This is a genomic window from Microbacterium sp., assembly GCF_043427715.1.
In the GTDB taxonomy this organism is placed as follows: Bacteria; Actinomycetota; Actinomycetes; order Actinomycetales; family Microbacteriaceae; genus Microbacterium.
In genome coordinates this window covers 1-14,080 of record NZ_JBHWTD010000001.1, presented here as the reverse complement: position 1 = coordinate 14,080, position 14,080 = coordinate 1, and the positions used below count along the sequence as shown (strand labels likewise).

Genomic DNA, 14,080 nt, shown 5'->3' with positions numbered 1-14,080 from the left:
GCAGGGGTGCCGGTCAGGGTGCTTCGGCGGGCGCGACCGAGTCGGCGTCGACCGTGCCGACGAGCTCGGGCACGAACGCGCCGTCCTGCTCGACGAGCTTCACCTGGTACATCTCCTGCAGCAGCGCGTGGTCGGACGCCCGGACGGTGGTCTCGCCCTTCGGCCCCTCGAAGCTCCAGCCCTCGAGCGCGTCGATCATCGCGTCGACGTCGCCCTTGCCCTCACGGACCGCCTGCACGAGCATCTGCGCGGCGACGAAGCCGTCGGGCGTGAACAGGTCGGGCGTGCCGCCGGCCTCCTCCACGGCCGCGACCATCGCGTCGTTGACCTCGTTGTCGGGTCCACCGGAGAAGTAATGGTTGAGGAAGCTGATCTGCTCGGACGCCTCGCCGTACGCACCGAAGGTGGCGGCGTCGCCGAGGCCCGTGACGACGGGGATGTCATCGAGGACGCCCTGCTGGCTCATCGCCTGCCACATGGCACCGGAGGTGGCGCCGGCCCACGCGACGAACACGAGGTCGGGCTCGGCGGCGAGCACCTGCTGTGCGAACGGGGTGAACTCGGTCACGTCCTCGGCCACGAGCACGCTGTTCACCTCCGCACCCTTGCTCCCGAGGATCGCCTCGACGGCCATCTCGTTGCCCTGCCCGAACGCGTTGTTCTGCGCGAAGACGGTGACGGTCTTGCCTTCGATGTCGTCGAGGAAGCCGCCCGCGGTCGCGACGTCCTGCGCGGACTGACGGCCGGTGCGGAAGGTGTACTCGTTGATGCCGGTGACCGCATCGGCGGCGGCCGGGCCCGACAGGAAGAGCACCTGGTTCTGGGCGGCCTGCTCCGCGACGGCGAGGGCGACACCCGACGAGGCGCTGCCGGCGAGGATGTTGATGCCGTCGCCGATGAGCTCCTTGGCGATCGTGACCGCGGTGTCGGGGTCTCCGGCGTCATCGCGGTTCTCGATGTTCAGCGCGATGCCGTCGACCTCGCCGGTGCCCTCGGTCGCGTAGTCGAGGCCTGCTTCGAAGCCCTCGAGGTACTGCTTGCCGTATCCCGCGAGCGGGCCGGTCTCGCTCGTGATGATGCCGACTGTGATCTCTTCGGGACCTTCGGCGGCGCCGTCGCCCTCGGGCGCTGCGGTCGTGGGCGCGCACGCGGCGAGCGCGAACGCGGTGGTCGCGATGACCGACCCCAGGAGAAGCTTCTTCGGAACACGCATGGCTGTGACCTTTCACCGTTGAAAGAAAACCTGAAACCTGATTCAGGTATCTCAATCATGCGGTGAACGGATGCCGCTGTCAACGCGCGCCGGCCGCGTGTCAGCCTCGATACGCCCCCGACCAGCGCAGCCAGACCTCGCTGATGGTGGGGTACGCCGGCACCGCGTGCCAGAGACGCGACATCGGCACCTCCCCCACGATCGCGATCGTCGCGGCGTGGAGGAGCTCCGCGACGTCGGGCCCGACGAAGGTCGCTCCCACGAGCACGCCGCGGTCCGCGTCGACGATCGCTCGCGCAGACCCCGCGTACCCGTCGGCATGGATGGCTGCTCCGGCGATCGCGCTGAGATCCTCATCGAGGATGCGCACGGTGAGACCTGCCTCCGATGCGGATGCCGCCGTGTGCCCGACCGCGGCGACTTCCGGATCCGTGAACACGACCTGCGGGACCGCCCGGTGGTCGGCGGTGGCGGCGCCCTCGCCCCAGTCCCTGCTGTCGGTCGTGTCGCCCGCAGCCCGCCGGGCGATCGCATCACCGGCGATCCTGGCCTGGTACTTGCCCTGGTGCGTGAGGAGGGCGCGGTGGTTCACATCCCCCACCGCGTACAGCCAGTCGCTCCCCCGCACCCGCAGAGAGTCGTCGACGTCCGGCCAGTCGCCCGGGGTGAGGCCGGCGACCTCCGCGCCGATGTCGTCTGTCCGTGGCATCCGTCCGGTCGCGACGAGGATCTCCTCGCCCGTCACGACCGACCCGTCGTCGAGGGTGACCGTGACCGTGTTCCCCTCCCGGGCCACCTGCGCCGCCTCGGCACCGGTCCGGATCGTGACGCCCGCATCGCGGAGCGCGTCGGTGACAGCCTCCGCCGCGAACGGCTCCATTCCTCCCAGCAGGCCTGACCGCGCGATCACGGTGACCGCAGCGCCCATCCCCGAGAAGGCGGTGGCCATCTCCGCGCCCACGACGCCACCTCCGAGGATCACGAGGGAAGCCGGCACGCTCTGAACGGCGGTGGCTTCCCGGCTGGTCCACGGCGCGGCATCCGCGAGGCCCGGGATCTCCGGCAGCAGTGCGGCCGACCCGGTGCACAGCGCCACCGCGTGACGGGCGCGCAGCACGGTCACGGCGCCGTCCGCAGCGGTCACGGTGACCTCGCGTTCCCCGCTGATCCTGCCGTGGCCCCGGATGAGGTCGATTCCCGCACCGCGGAGCCATTCCACCTGCGAGGAGTCATCCCAGTCGTGCACCATGCCATCACGGCGTGCGAGGAGCGCGTCGACGTCGATGTCCCCCGCCACTGCCTGGGCGGCGCCCGCCACGGCGCGTGCGGCGCGCCGGGCCGCCGGGGCCCGGAGGAGCGTCTTCGACGGCATGCACGCCCAATAGGAGCACTCGCCTCCGACGAGTTCGGCCTCGACGATCGCGACGCTCAGCCCGCCCTGATGGGCGCGATCAGCGACGTTCTCCCCGACCGGTCCTGCTCCGATGACGATGAGGTCGTACTCCGTGGTGGCCATGACGCCACGGTAGAGAGGATGCCGGCGTGTGCGAGAGGGGTGGACAAACCCTCGATCCGCCGTTTCACATCCCCGGCCGCTCGTCAAGCCCTGACCCCGATCGCCGGTTCGCGTCGCGTCGATGTGAGGATCGACGTATGGACGGCGCGCATCATCAGACCCTCGACGGGGTGAGCGTCGTCATCCCCGTGAAGGACGACGCCATCCTGCTGCGTCACTGTCTGCGCGCCCTGGCCCAGCAGAGCCTGAGGCCGGACGAGGTCATCGTGGTCGACAACAATTCGCGCGACGACTCCGCCGCCGTCGCGCGGGCGGCAGGCGCACACGTCGTGACGTGTGCGACACCGGGGATCCCCGCCGCCGCGGCGACCGGTTACGACGCGGCACACGGATCTCTCATCCTCCGGCTGGATGCGGACTGCGTGCCCTCCTCCACCTGGGTCGAGACGATGGTGGAGGCAGCGAGGGCCCACCCCGACGCGGCGGTGTTCTCCGGTGGCGCACATTTCGTCGACGGCCCCCGCCCTCTCCGACGCTCGCTCGCCGCGGCGTACCTCGGTGCGTACGCCGCCGTGGCCGGCCCGGCCCTCGGTCACCGACCGCTCTTCGGCTCGAACCTCGCCTTCCGGGCATCGGCCTGGCGCGATGTCCGGCCCGACGTGCACACGCACGATCCCGAGATCCACGACGACCTCGACCTCGCGTTCCACTTCGGGCGACGACACCGGATCGTGCACGTCCGTCACGCGGCGATGGGCATGTCGATGCGGCCCTTCCGCGACCCGGCGGCGTTCCTCCGCCGCATCCACCGCGGAACTCGGACGGTCGTGACTCACTGGCCAGAAGACTTCCCGCCCACGCGCTGGGCACAGCGCGCAGCCCAGGCTCGCGTCACCGCGCCGCCGGACCCGCGGGAAGAAGCGCTGGCGTGACCGGCGAGCCGCCGCTCCGGGTCATGACCGTCAACGTCCGGCGACCCGTTCCCGAATGGGCGACTCGTCGTGCGGACAGGTGGTCGGTCCGCGCGCCGCGGCTCGCTGCGCTCCTCGCCGAGACCCGACCCGATCTCGTGTGCGCCCAGGAGGTCACGTCGGAGATCGAACCGGTGATGCGCTATGCGCTGGGACCCGCATACGAATCGGTCGGCACGGGTCGGAGCCGCGTCGGTGACGGCGAAGCCTGCCCGATCTTCTTCGACGCGGCTCGTTTCACCCTCCTCGAGACGAGACAGACCGCGCTGTCCCCCACCCCGGAGGTCGCCGGGTCGCGCGGGTGGGGAAGCCCCTTCCCCCGCGTCCTGGTCGAGGCGACACTCGAGGACCGCGCGAGCGGGCGCGTCGTCAGCGTCCTCAACACCCATCTCGACGTCCTCTCTGCGCGCGCTCGCAGGCGGAGCGCCCGCCTCATCCGCGAACGGGTCATGAACCTCGTCCACCCGGCGATCGTCGCCGGCGACATGAACGCGACTGCGGATTCGGCCCCGATCGAGGAGCTGCTGCGCGATGGACACCTCCGCGACGCGTGGGCGATCGCGGGCCAGCGGGCGAGCCCGGAGTGGGACACGTACGCCCGCTACCGCACCCCTCGGGCGGGCGGGCGCAGACTCGACTGGATCCTGGTTTCGCCCGAGCTCGCGGTCCGCGAGATCACCATCGAGGCGCGCAGCTTCCGCGGCGGCTGGGCCTCCGACCACCTGCCCGTCCTCGCCACCGTGGAGGTCACCCCGTGATCGAGAACTTCCTGCGCCGACCGACCTCACTCTCCGAGTGGGTCGCCGACGGCATCCGACTCCTCGGGATCCTCGGCGCCGTCGCCGCCTTCGTCTTCTTCACGCCCACCGACGGCGGCATCGTCGCGCTCGCCCTTCCCGCTCTGATGGTGCCTCGGTTCCTCGGCGCACGGGCGGGCTTCGACGTCCTGTTCGGCGTCGTGGTGACGGTGGCGGCCTGGTCCAACGTCCTCCACCTGTACCGGACTCTCGACGGCTGGGACCTCGTCGTTCACTTCGTGGCCACCGCGGTCATCGCCGCGATGACCTACCTGGCGCTGCGCATCACGGGAGTCGTCCCCGAACAGGAGGGCCTGCGCCGGGTGCCGATCGTGCTCGTCCCGACGATCGGGTTGGCCGTCAGCGGCATCTGGGAGGTCATCGAGTGGGCTGGCAAGACGTTCGTCACCGATGAGATCTTCGTGACCTACCAGGACACCATCGGCGATCTCGTCGCCGGCGGCGCCGGCGCCTTCGCGGCGGGGCTTCTTGTGGCATCCGTCCGCATCGAACGGCTCGACCCCACGACGGCGCGCGTCCTCGCCGGCGCGCGCTGACCCACGCGCGGGAAGATGGTCGGATGGCGCGCACGCTCGCACCCGGACCCGACCTCGTCGCACAGACCGAGGTGCGGGCGTCGGTCTTCGTGACCGCGATGCGACGCGTGCCGGATGCCGCAGCGGCGATCGCCTTCGTCGAGGAGCGCCGCGCGCGCCATCCCGACGCCCGCCACCACTGCTGGGCGTACTCGGTGGGCGACGATCCTGCGCATCGCAGCGATCGCTCCAGCGATGACGGGGAACCGGGTGGGACCGCGGGGGTCCCCATGCTGCAGGTGCTTCATCACCGGGAGGTCGTGAACACCGCGGTGGTCGTGTCGCGGTGGTTCGGCGGCGTGAAGCTGGGCGCCGGTGGGCTGGTCCGCGCGTACTCCGGGGCTGTCTCCGCGGCGCTCGACGGAGCGACGCTGATCGAGCGGGTGCGGCGGAGCAGGGTTCGCGCAGTCATCGGGCACGCCGACGCGGGGCGGGTCGAAGCGGAGCTGCGTGGGCGCGGTGCTCACGTCCTCGACGTCCACCACGGTGCCGAGGTGACCCTGACGCTCGCCGGTGACGAAGATGTTCTGGCCGGCTGGGTGGCGGCGCTCACGTCGGGTACCGGGCGCGTGGAACCGGCCGGGAGCGAATGGGTCGACGCCTGAGACGCGCGATCAGGAAGTCCGCGGCGGGGGCAGGTGCGGGATGGGCCGCGGCTTACGCCACGCGCCGTCGCGGAGTCCGCTCGTCGGGCGGTTTCCCTGCGGGGAGGCCTCCTCCCGCGGCGGCGTCTGGAAGACGCGTCCGGTGACAGTGTCGGGGATCAACGGGAACCCGCGCGGCGACCGCCTTGCCGATCTGTCCGTTCGTGCCCGCTGGCGGCGACCGGCCTGGAAGAATCACCCCCATGACCGCTTTCGACGCGCCCACCCGAACCCAGCTCACCGAGGCGGGAAGCATGAAGTGGACCGCGTTCCCGGACGTCATCGGAGCATGGGTGGCGGAGATGGACTTCGGCGTCGCTCCCCCGATCCGCGAGGCGCTCGTGAGGGCGGTCGACGCGGGGTTCACCGGATACCTCCCGACTCATCTCTCGGAGAGCCTGTCTGCGGCGACGGCAGCGCGCATCCAGCGCACCACGGGATGGGCGGTCGCCGCCGACCGGGTGCACCACGTCCCCGATGTGATCGCCGCCTTCGAGCAGGTCATCGAAACCTTCACGTCACCGGGGTCCGCCGTCATCGTGCCGACCCCCGCCTACATGCCGTTCCTCACCGTTCCGGGCCTGCACGGCCGCCCCGTCATCGAGGTGCCGAGCATCGACGTCGGCGGACGGATGACGATGGACCTGGATGCCGTCGGACGCGCATTCGATGACGGCGCGGAGCTGCTGGTGCTCTGCAACCCGCACAACCCGCTGGGCACCGTCGCCACACGCGACGAGCTCCTCGCGGTCAGCGCGCTGGTCACGGCGAAGGGAGGCCGGGTCTTCGCCGACGAGATCCACGCGCCGATCGTCTACTCCCCCGCGCGCCACATCCCGTACGCCTCGGTCTCGGAGGTCGCTGCGTCGCACACCATCACGGCTGTCTCGGCGTCGAAGGCGTGGAACCTCGCCGGCCTCAAGTGCGCGCAGGTGGTGCTCTCCAATGGCGCGGATGCGGCGCGCTGGGACAAGCTCGGATTCTGGGCCGGCCACGGAACCTCGACGCTCGGCGCACTGGCGAACGTCGCGGCGTACACCGACGGCGATCCCTGGCTGGAGGACGTCGTCGACTACCTCGACGGCAACCGGCGCCTGCTCGACAGACTCGTCACCGAGCTGCTCCCGAACGCGCGGATGACGATTCCGGAGGGCACGTACATCGCCCTGATCGACCTGCGCGCCTACGGTCTCGAGGGAGACCTCGCCGAATGGTTCCGCACGCACGCGGGCGTCGCGCTCACCGACGGTGCCGCCTGCGGCAAGGCAGCCATCGGGCATGTGAGGTTCGTCTTCGCTCTCCCGCGGCCGCTCCTCGCGGAGGCCGTCGAGCGGATGGCGGCGGCGCTGACTGCTCGCGCCGCCTGAGGTGGCTGTGAGCGCGCCCGCCGACCTCCAGGGGCCCCAATTCTCGCTCGGGACGGTTTATTCAAGAGAACGGAGGACCTGATGCATAAAGAAGAGCCCGGTTTCCCGCGGAATTCCGCGGGAGCCGGGCGACCTTGTGCACCCCCAGGGACTTGAACCCTGAACCCACTGATTAAGAGTCAGTTGCTCTGCCGATTGAGCTAGAGGTGCATCGCTGCGGCACAACCGCAACGAGGATCAACCTTAGCATCACGATCGGGCCTCACGCCAATCGAAGCACCCCCGCGCGCCCTATCCTGGAGAGGTGACCTCCCCCGATTCCCCGACGCCCTGGAACGCGCCCTTCGACGGGGATCTGACGGACGATCTCGCCCTCGCCCTCCGCCTGGCAGACGAGGCCGATCGGGTGAGCATGCAGCGATTCGACGCTCCTGATCTCGACATCGAGACGAAGGCGGATGCCACGTACGTGACCGAAGCCGACCTCGCCACCGAGCGGGCGATCCGCGCACTCCTGGAAGCCGAACGCCCCGGCGACGGTGTCTTCGGCGAGGAGTTCGGCTCGAGCGGCGATGCCGTGCGCCAGTGGATCATCGATCCGATCGACGGCACCTCGAACTACCTCAAGGGCATCCCGATGTGGGCGACGCTCATCGCGCTCGTCGTCGACGGGGTGCCCCGCGTCGGCGTCGTGAGCCAACCCGCACTCGCACGTCGGTGGTGGGGAGCCACGGGTCTCGGCGCGTGGACGACCACGCCCGCGGGTGAGGAACGCCGGATCTCGGTCTCGGACGTCTCCTCCCTCGATGGCGCGAGTGTGAGCTTCCAGAGCATCGCGCAGTGGGATGAGGCCGGCCGAAGCGATGCGCTGCTGCGGCTGAGCCGCGCCGTGTGGCGCGACCGTGGCTACGGCGACGCGTGGCCGTACATGCTGCTTGCGGAGGGCCGTCTCGAGTTCGTCGCCGAGTTCGACGTCAAGGAGTACGACATCGCCGCGCACGTGCCGATCATCCTCGAGGCGGGCGGCCGGTTCACCGACATCGAGGGCGTTGAGTCCGTGGCATCCCGCTCCTCGTTGGCGACCAACGGTGTGCTGCACGACGACTTCCTCGCGCTCCTGCAGGGCGCGTCCTCCTGATGGCGACGCGTCGACAGCGGATTCTCGCCACGGCGGCCCTCGCCACTCTCATGCTGGGTCTGTCCGCGTGCGACGGGAGCGTCACCCCGGATCAGACCGTTCCCCCCACGCCGGCGCCGGAGGCGACTCCTACCCCCATTGCGACGATCGATCCCGCAGACGTCACGTGCGAGAACATGCTCACCGAGGGGACGGTCGACGAGTTCCTCTCGAACGACTGGACTGTTCGGGAGGACCCGTTCGTGATCCTCGATCTTGAACTCCCCGACGGCACCTCGTGCACGTGGGGGGATTTCTCCTCACCGACCGCGGACGACCTCATCTTGTTCGGGTGGTCGCCGATCGACGAGGCCGACGCGATCTCCGTCCGGGACAGCCTGCTGAGCGAGGGGTGGCTCCAAGAAGAGGACGCCGATGGCGTGCTCATCACCGAAGACCCCGCGTTCGCACTGCGCCTCGACGCGGACGGCTACGGCGTCACCTACCGCTTCGCCGATGGCTGGGTGACCGTCTCGGACACGAAGCAGGGTCTCGATCTCATCGACCCACGGCCCTGACGCCACTGGCGTCGACGGCGTACGTTCGCGGAGCATGAGCCACATCGACCGCGACCACGACATCGTCCTGCTCGGAGCATCGGGGTTCGTCGGCCGGTACACGGCACGGCATCTGGAGAAGGCTGCGCCGAAGGGCGCGCGGATCGCGATCGCCGGCCGCTCGCGCTCCCGCCTGCAGGATGTCACCCGGGACCTCGGCGTCGACTGACCGATCCTCGAGGTCGACACCGCCGACGATGCCGCCGTCGCCCGACTCGCGGCATCCGCGTCGGTGGTGGCGACGACCGTCGGACCCTACCTCCGCTACGGCATGGGTGTCGCCTCGGCGTGCGCACGCGCCCAGCTCAGCGTCTGGTGAGCGCTCGCGTGCCAAGACCGCCGTGGAATCACTAGGGTGACCGTATGCGAAGTGAGGGAGCGGTCCGGGCGGCGTGGTGGACGGCCGGCGGTGTGACGGTCCTCGGGGTGATCCTCTCGCTCGTCGGAGCAGCGTCGGCGCCGTCGTCTGCATCCTTCGGATGGTTCGCGTACCAGCCCCTGGCTGCCGCGACATTCTCACCCTTCGGCCCCTTCGCCCTCCTTCATCCCGCGAGCTTCGCGGGCGCTGTGCTGCTCGCGCTCGGCCTTCTCGGCCTCGCATTCCTCGCCGGACGCCACGTCGGCGTGCGCGCTGCCCGGCCCCGCGCCGACGACGAGCGCTGAGCACCCGGAACCGCACGGCCAGGCCCTCACCCCAGCGGCGTGACGCGCGCAGCCGCCGAATCCCAGCGGCGCAGGGCCACCCCCGCGCCATCGTGCGGCTGGCCGATCAGACCGAGGGCACGGTCAAGGTCCGACATCCGTAGCCGACGTGCGAGCGTGACGTGCGGCGTCCACTCCCCCGGCCGCGTGTGCGGCGCATCGTCGCCCGACGGCACCGCATCGTGGGCGGCGCGGTGCAGCGCGCGCAGCTCCTCGGTCAACTCGACGCCCCGCGCGAGGACACCGCGGTCGCCGTGGCGGAACACGACCGGCGCACTCAGCCGCAGCGTGACCGGGAGCAGCGCCAGGGCCGCATCGAACCGGGTGACCGGCAGCTCGCCGCGCACCAGCAGCGTCAGATGCGGCCGATTGCTGGGCGACGGATGCCGCGCCATGCTCGACAGACCGGCGTCCGCCAGCCGCGCCCAGTCCGCCCGGACCCTCGCCTCCGTGTCCGGGTCGGGGAGCAGCTCGACGGTCACAACGTTCGCTCTGCCCGGCCGCGCCGCGCCGGTGGGGGCACCGCTCACGCCTCGTCCTGCTCCGTACGCCGCTGCGTCCGGAACGCGAGCACGCGCGCGACCGGCACGGCTCCCACGCCGAGCAGCGCGAACACCGCGGCGAACAGCGGCGCGCGCACCCACCACGAGGCATCGGCGAAGAACGCGAAGGTGGCGGTCAGCACGACCATCGCCGCGACGAACCACCATACGCTGACGGCCGGCTCGGCCAGATCGATCTCGTTCACATCCATGCCCTCCACGCTAAGCACCACGCTCGTGCAGCGCCCCCCACGGCGGATTCCTCCTCGACGAACGAAGGCCCAGGGATCCGCGGAGTGCGCGGGCCTCGGGGCCTTGTTCTGTGACAACGGTTCGTGGAGATGGGGGGGGGAATCGAACCCTAACCGCACGTCACTGAGGGTGGTCGCAACCGCGTGCTTTCGCCACATCTCAGTACGTTTGGATACGGCCGATCGCGTGTGATTCCGGGTCGAATGTGTTTCGCGCTACGCTCCCCCGCATGGTGTCGTTCTGGGATCATGCGCTCCTGGCCGGAGTGTTCTTGCTGCTCAACGCCGGCATCCTCTACGTCGTGATCAAGGCCGCGGTGAAGAACGCGCTCCACGAGGACCGTCTCTTCCAGGCGAAGGTCCGCAAGGCGGGGGAGGCTCAGCCCACTCGCTGAGCTCGACGCCGGCGCCCGGCCTGCCGGTCGCGGTTGCGGCGCAGGCGGTGGACTAGAACGGGGTCGTGTTTCACGGCGTCGAGAGTGTCGATGTACCGGCCGAGTCGCTGGTAGTAGCGTGCCAGGGTCATGCCGAGCTCGTTGCGGATCGTCTCCCCCTTCGCCCCGGTGTGGTGCTCGTGGGTGGCTTCGAAGGCGAGGAGCTCGAGGTCGGTGGGCATCCCGTGAGCCTGCCAGCAGGGGCCGACGTTGGTCAGAACGGATCGACACCCGGCGGGAACCCCGACGGGCTCGGTGTCGTGTACGCCTCTGCGCGCACGACCCGCAGAGCACGCGTGATGTAATCACGCCCATCGATCGCGACCCATCGTCCGCTGGCGGCGCGGATGATGATGTCCACGGCCGTGACGAGCTTCGGATCTGTCACCGGCCTCACCGCCGTTACGGGCATCCACTCGCCATTGGCCGTCTGCGCCGACACGGCGTGAACCCAGGCGTTCCGAAAGTTCATGAAGTCGCGGGCACGCTTCTCCCACGTCGCCCAATCAGCGGCGAACGTCTCGTCGATCCCTGAGACCACATCCATCTTGGAGAATCTCCGCACCCCCTGGGCAAGCCTGTCGAATCCTCGCCCCGCAAGTAGTTCGTGCTTCGCCTCCGCGTGAACACCGGACAGGAACACCCGATAGATCAGGGCGACGTCATTCTCAATTCGGCCAGCGGCAACAGCCATCCGTCCAATCGGCTCCAGAAACTCGTCCGGAACGCCAAGGTACTCAGCCGTCATGCTTCGCCACCGTAGCCTTCATCGTCACCCACCCCGGATGCCGGGCAGGTCATCCCCACCCGGGTGCTCGACCCAGGGACCGGGTGGAAGAACCCGCACCCACGGCACTGATAGCCGCCCTCGACGTAATGCATGACAGTGCCGCACATCGGACAGTTGAGTTGCTCGCCGACATCGAACTCGTCAGGCGGGATCGGGGGTCATTGACCGAACCATCGACGCCGTCGCGCTTGTGGCGCTGCCTGCTCCGTGTTCGCCGCGTCAGACATACACACCTCGTCAGGCACGGCCGGCGCGACCTCTGCGGTCCTCTGGATCTCGACGAGGAGGTCCACGACCTGGGCGTGAAGGTAGGACTTGAAGTCGCGGGCAATCGTCTCACCATCGAGACCGCGCCAGTGCAGCACAGCTCCGTCATCGGTGAACGTCCACTCCTTGAGGCTGTAAGTGGCGAGGTTGGAAGGGAGCGCTTCGCGGACTCGTTCGACGAGCCCAGTCACCCTCGCGCCACCACGCGAGCGAGACACTGATCCCAGGTACAGTTCCCCACTCTTGGCAAGGAAGTAGGAGGGCGAGTACCCGCGACCCACGCCAAGAAGCGGCCACCCGGCAACACCTGCGACCTCAGATGTCGACACTCCCCGGGCCGTGAGCTCGCGCACGACATCAACTAAGAGAGGCGCGACATGCGCGTCGTACAGGCGGAGAGGCTCAACATCGTCAGGTGTCTCATATACCCGCCGAGCTTCATCGCTTCGAAGGCGTCGAGCCACGTCGTGATCGAACTCATCCCACATCCCCATGGGCCGAGCGTAGCGCGGGCGTGTCGGCGTATGGTGGCAGTCTCGGCCGGAGAAGGGGCACCGGTCGATGGGTACGAACAGGCGCCACGCGGCGAGCGTGGACGCGCGGATGGATCAGCGCATCCTCGAAACATCCACCGAGCACCTCGTCCCGACGACGCTCCCACAGCAGGCGTTCGGCCCGAACCCGCTCGAGTGGGTGAAGGGCGCCGACCAGCCGCCCGTGTGGGCGTGGGTGTCGTGGGCGAACGCACCAGCGTCCCGGATACCGGCGGTCGCGGCGGGGTGGAACGACCGGGTCGTGTGCGTCGAGTGGGAAGCCCGGGGCGGGCGCCGGTCCGTGATCGTGTGGCGGGGCGCGGTCACCCGGCGAATCGATCGTCTGAGCGCGTGAAACGCGCATGCACTCAGCGGTGCCAGCCGATCGATCTGCCTGAATCAACCCGATGAGACGCTCTCGTCAGATTCGACACTTCTTGGACGTCAAGCTACTGCGCTAGGGTCCGCCAGAAGGGGGACTTCATATGGGGATTTCAAAAGTTGTCGCGGGTCTTGCGATCGCCGCACTCTCGATGTTCGTGCTCGGTTCGGCTCCTGCGGCGGCCGAGCTCGGCGATCGATCCAGTTCGGGCGTCAACGCTGACGACGCGTGGGATGCTCCGTCTTGGGCAACTGATGACACTTCGAAGGAAGTCGATCTTCTCCTCGCTGACCTCGGTCGATACACCGACGACGGGGATGTCGGCGTTGTCCCGGACATTGATGGGCGACCGAGCGGCTTCGCGAGCTTGGTCATCCGCCCCGACGAAGCTGCAATTGACCTGCATTGGAAAGGCGAGCTGCCCGCTCAGGTGCAAACCATTCTCGACAATCACCCGCGAGTGACGGTCAACCTGTACGACAGCCCGCGGAACCTAGCTGAGTACATCGAGCTGCGCGATCGCGTCGCGTCGCTTTTCAGAGATGGTCGCTTCGCGCCATTGCTTGTTCAGGCCGTGTGGGCAAATCCGATGGAGGACACGGTTCACGTCGTGCTTCAGAGCACGCCTGAGGCATCGGACAGCCAATTCGACCTCGAGAAGGAGTTGGAGAGCAATCTTGGCATCAACGTCATAGTGGACCCGAATGATGGCGAGGCGCAGACAGGACCTGCTGGCAGCCGTCAATCAACGACGAAAGCCCCTCGATCCCTGGTGAATACAGGGATCGAGGGGCTTCCTCGTCGCGACAACGGTTCGTGGAGATGGGGGGAATCGAACCCCCGTCCATCGCTGAGAGACGGCGTCTTCTCCGGGCGCAGTCTGTAAAGGGCGTTCTGCTCGGCTCCGACCTTTAGTACAGACACATAAGTCGACGAGCCCAGCCTGAGAAAAGTCCCGTGTGACGCTCAGGCGACGTCACACAGCGAGATCCCTTAGATGACGCCAAGGACCGTGACGGGATCAGTCACGGATTGACGGACTCGGGCTCGCTGCTCAGGCAGCGAGGGCGAAGTCGGACTGCTTCTTTTCGGCAGTTATTGGTTCGCAGAGATCGTTTACGAGATAACCCTGCATCCTCGGCCCGCTTCCCGCAGAGTCACAGGCGATGTCGAAACCGATCATCCCCGAATGACGCCTGGCGGCGTTTGGACCGTTGTCACACTGTGGAGTTATCAGCCCCGGATACCGAAGCACCCGAGCATCACAGGATACAACGGATCCGCGGTCGAGACCATTCCACGCGTGCACGGCCGGCGCGGATTCGCTCCGCGCCGGCACAC

The 14,080-nt window shown here is 68.8% G+C and carries 19 protein-coding genes, 1 tRNA gene and 1 other RNA gene; 11 read left to right on the top strand and 10 right to left on the bottom strand.

The window, feature by feature from the left end; genetic code table 11:
- Nucleotides 1-13 precede the first annotated feature (13 nt).
- Together ACHFGS_RS00105 and ACHFGS_RS00100 are read right to left on the bottom strand one after the other, a co-directional pair.
- Nucleotides 14-1,213, bottom strand: a complete 1,200-nt coding sequence (locus ACHFGS_RS00105; RefSeq protein WP_394279950.1) for a substrate-binding domain-containing protein — start codon at nt 1,211-1,213, stop codon at nt 14-16.
- Between the two features lie 100 nt (nt 1,214-1,313).
- On the bottom strand, nt 1,314-2,729 hold the full coding sequence (locus tag ACHFGS_RS00100; RefSeq protein WP_394279951.1) for a dihydrolipoyl dehydrogenase family protein: 1,416 nt from the start codon (nt 2,727-2,729) through the stop codon (nt 1,314-1,316).
- 137 nt (nt 2,730-2,866) lie between these two features.
- Here ACHFGS_RS00100 and ACHFGS_RS00095 point away from each other — a divergent pair, with 137 nt between their 5' ends.
- From ACHFGS_RS00095 to ACHFGS_RS00075, 5 genes are all read left to right on the top strand, one after another.
- Nucleotides 2,867-3,661 carry a glycosyltransferase family A protein gene (locus ACHFGS_RS00095; RefSeq protein ID WP_394279952.1) on the top strand — a complete coding sequence of 265 codons (795 nt, stop codon included), beginning with the start codon at nt 2,867-2,869 and terminating at the stop codon, nt 3,659-3,661.
- Nucleotides 3,658-4,458 (top strand): endonuclease/exonuclease/phosphatase family protein, encoded by an 801-nt coding sequence (locus ACHFGS_RS00090; protein WP_394279953.1) that lies wholly within the window; start codon nt 3,658-3,660, stop codon nt 4,456-4,458. Before ACHFGS_RS00095 ends, ACHFGS_RS00090 begins: the two co-directional genes overlap by 4 nt.
- Complete coding sequence (locus ACHFGS_RS00085) at nt 4,455-5,054, top strand: hypothetical protein (protein WP_394279954.1); 600 nt, start codon at nt 4,455-4,457, stop codon at nt 5,052-5,054. The genes ACHFGS_RS00090 and ACHFGS_RS00085 overlap by 4 nt, the downstream gene beginning before the upstream one ends.
- A gap of 23 nt (nt 5,055-5,077) precedes the next feature.
- Nucleotides 5,078-5,698: an IMPACT family protein gene (locus tag ACHFGS_RS00080; protein ID WP_394289018.1), complete on the top strand. Its 621-nt coding sequence runs from the start codon at nt 5,078-5,080 to the stop codon at nt 5,696-5,698.
- A 242-nt stretch (nt 5,699-5,940) separates the two neighbouring features.
- On the top strand, nt 5,941-7,104 hold the full coding sequence (locus tag ACHFGS_RS00075; protein WP_394289017.1) for a MalY/PatB family protein: 1,164 nt from the start codon (nt 5,941-5,943) through the stop codon (nt 7,102-7,104).
- Between the two features lie 137 nt (nt 7,105-7,241).
- Here the strand turns inward: ACHFGS_RS00075 and ACHFGS_RS00070 are convergent.
- A tRNA-Lys gene (locus ACHFGS_RS00070) sits at nt 7,242-7,314 on the bottom strand.
- Between the two features lie 94 nt (nt 7,315-7,408).
- Here ACHFGS_RS00070 and ACHFGS_RS00065 point away from each other — a divergent pair.
- The 4 genes from ACHFGS_RS00065 (at nt 7,409) to ACHFGS_RS00050 (ending at nt 9,501) form a co-directional block, all read left to right on the top strand.
- Entirely contained in the window at nt 7,409-8,242 is an 834-nt protein-coding gene (locus tag ACHFGS_RS00065; RefSeq protein WP_394280339.1) for an inositol monophosphatase family protein, read from the top strand.
- Nucleotides 8,242-8,799: a hypothetical protein gene (locus ACHFGS_RS00060; protein ID WP_394280340.1), complete on the top strand. Its 558-nt coding sequence runs from the start codon at nt 8,242-8,244 to the stop codon at nt 8,797-8,799. The genes ACHFGS_RS00065 and ACHFGS_RS00060 overlap by 1 nt, the downstream gene beginning before the upstream one ends.
- 34 nt (nt 8,800-8,833) lie before the next feature.
- Nucleotides 8,834-9,007: a hypothetical protein gene (locus tag ACHFGS_RS00055; RefSeq protein WP_394280341.1), complete on the top strand. Its 174-nt coding sequence runs from the start codon at nt 8,834-8,836 to the stop codon at nt 9,005-9,007.
- Between the two features lie 194 nt (nt 9,008-9,201).
- Nucleotides 9,202-9,501 carry a hypothetical protein gene (locus ACHFGS_RS00050; RefSeq protein WP_394280342.1) on the top strand — a complete coding sequence of 100 codons (300 nt, stop codon included), beginning with the start codon at nt 9,202-9,204 and terminating at the stop codon, nt 9,499-9,501.
- A gap of 26 nt (nt 9,502-9,527) precedes the next feature.
- Here ACHFGS_RS00050 and ACHFGS_RS00045 read toward each other — a convergent pair whose 3' ends face one another.
- Together ACHFGS_RS00045 and ACHFGS_RS00040 are read right to left on the bottom strand one after the other, a co-directional pair.
- Nucleotides 9,528-10,022, bottom strand: a complete 495-nt coding sequence (locus tag ACHFGS_RS00045; RefSeq protein ID WP_394280343.1) for a 2'-5' RNA ligase family protein — start codon at nt 10,020-10,022, stop codon at nt 9,528-9,530.
- A 44-nt stretch (nt 10,023-10,066) separates the two neighbouring features.
- A complete protein-coding gene (locus ACHFGS_RS00040; protein WP_394280344.1) occupies nt 10,067-10,294 on the bottom strand; it encodes a hypothetical protein in 228 nt (75 codons plus the stop codon).
- Between the two features lie 269 nt (nt 10,295-10,563).
- Here ACHFGS_RS00040 and ACHFGS_RS00035 point away from each other — a divergent pair, with 269 nt between their 5' ends.
- On the top strand, nt 10,564-10,728 hold the full coding sequence (locus ACHFGS_RS00035) for a hypothetical protein (protein WP_394280345.1): 165 nt from the start codon (nt 10,564-10,566) through the stop codon (nt 10,726-10,728).
- Here the strand turns inward: ACHFGS_RS00035 and ACHFGS_RS00030 are convergent.
- The 3 genes from ACHFGS_RS00030 to ACHFGS_RS00020 form a co-directional block, all read right to left on the bottom strand.
- Nucleotides 10,713-10,949, bottom strand: coding sequence for a DUF3263 domain-containing protein (locus ACHFGS_RS00030; protein ID WP_394280346.1), 237 nt, complete (start codon nt 10,947-10,949; stop codon nt 10,713-10,715). The two genes, ACHFGS_RS00035 and ACHFGS_RS00030, sit on opposite strands and share 16 nt — an antisense overlap.
- Nucleotides 10,950-10,981: 32 nt before the next feature.
- Entirely contained in the window at nt 10,982-11,515 is a 534-nt protein-coding gene (locus tag ACHFGS_RS00025; protein WP_394280347.1) for a hypothetical protein, read from the bottom strand.
- Between the two features lie 200 nt (nt 11,516-11,715).
- Nucleotides 11,716-12,318: a hypothetical protein gene (locus ACHFGS_RS00020; protein ID WP_394280348.1), complete on the bottom strand. Its 603-nt coding sequence runs from the start codon at nt 12,316-12,318 to the stop codon at nt 11,716-11,718.
- Nucleotides 12,319-12,427: 109 nt separating this feature from the next.
- On the opposite strand from ACHFGS_RS00020, the gene ACHFGS_RS00015 reads away from it, so the two are divergent.
- Nucleotides 12,428-12,712 (top strand): hypothetical protein, encoded by a 285-nt coding sequence (locus ACHFGS_RS00015; RefSeq protein ID WP_394280349.1) that lies wholly within the window; start codon nt 12,428-12,430, stop codon nt 12,710-12,712.
- A gap of 139 nt (nt 12,713-12,851) precedes the next feature.
- On the opposite strand, the gene ACHFGS_RS00010 is transcribed toward ACHFGS_RS00015, so the two are convergent.
- Together ACHFGS_RS00010 and ssrA are read right to left on the bottom strand one after the other, a co-directional pair.
- Nucleotides 12,852-13,193 carry a hypothetical protein gene (locus ACHFGS_RS00010; RefSeq protein WP_394280350.1) on the bottom strand — a complete coding sequence of 114 codons (342 nt, stop codon included), beginning with the start codon at nt 13,191-13,193 and terminating at the stop codon, nt 12,852-12,854.
- A 360-nt stretch (nt 13,194-13,553) separates the two neighbouring features.
- Nucleotides 13,554-13,926, bottom strand: a transfer-messenger RNA (tmRNA) gene (ssrA, locus tag ACHFGS_RS00005).
- Nucleotides 13,927-14,080 lie beyond the last annotated feature (154 nt).

Coding starts and splice junctions, on each gene's coding strand:
- ACHFGS_RS00050 (WP_394280342.1), top strand. CDS start 9,202: ATGCGAAGTGAGGGAGCGGTCCGGGCGGCGTGGTGGACGGCCGGCGGT.
- ACHFGS_RS00020 (WP_394280348.1), bottom strand. CDS start 12,318: ATGGGGATGTGGGATGAGTTCGATCACGACGTGGCTCGACGCCTTCGA.
- ACHFGS_RS00035 (WP_394280345.1), top strand. CDS start 10,564: ATGGTGTCGTTCTGGGATCATGCGCTCCTGGCCGGAGTGTTCTTGCTG.
- ACHFGS_RS00015 (WP_394280349.1), top strand. CDS start 12,428: ATGGATCAGCGCATCCTCGAAACATCCACCGAGCACCTCGTCCCGACG.
- ACHFGS_RS00040 (WP_394280344.1), bottom strand. CDS start 10,294: ATGGATGTGAACGAGATCGATCTGGCCGAGCCGGCCGTCAGCGTATGG.
- ACHFGS_RS00105 (WP_394279950.1), bottom strand. CDS start 1,213: ATGCGTGTTCCGAAGAAGCTTCTCCTGGGGTCGGTCATCGCGACCACC.
- ACHFGS_RS00030 (WP_394280346.1), bottom strand. CDS start 10,949: ATGCCCACCGACCTCGAGCTCCTCGCCTTCGAAGCCACCCACGAGCAC.
- ACHFGS_RS00100 (WP_394279951.1), bottom strand. CDS start 2,729: ATGGCCACCACGGAGTACGACCTCATCGTCATCGGAGCAGGACCGGTC.
- ACHFGS_RS00095 (WP_394279952.1), top strand. CDS start 2,867: ATGGACGGCGCGCATCATCAGACCCTCGACGGGGTGAGCGTCGTCATC.
- ACHFGS_RS00055 (WP_394280341.1), top strand. CDS start 8,834: ATGAGCCACATCGACCGCGACCACGACATCGTCCTGCTCGGAGCATCG.
- ACHFGS_RS00075 (WP_394289017.1), top strand. CDS start 5,941: ATGACCGCTTTCGACGCGCCCACCCGAACCCAGCTCACCGAGGCGGGA.
- ACHFGS_RS00025 (WP_394280347.1), bottom strand. CDS start 11,515: ATGACGGCTGAGTACCTTGGCGTTCCGGACGAGTTTCTGGAGCCGATT.
- ACHFGS_RS00080 (WP_394289018.1), top strand. CDS start 5,078: ATGGCGCGCACGCTCGCACCCGGACCCGACCTCGTCGCACAGACCGAG.
- ACHFGS_RS00060 (WP_394280340.1), top strand. CDS start 8,242: ATGGCGACGCGTCGACAGCGGATTCTCGCCACGGCGGCCCTCGCCACT.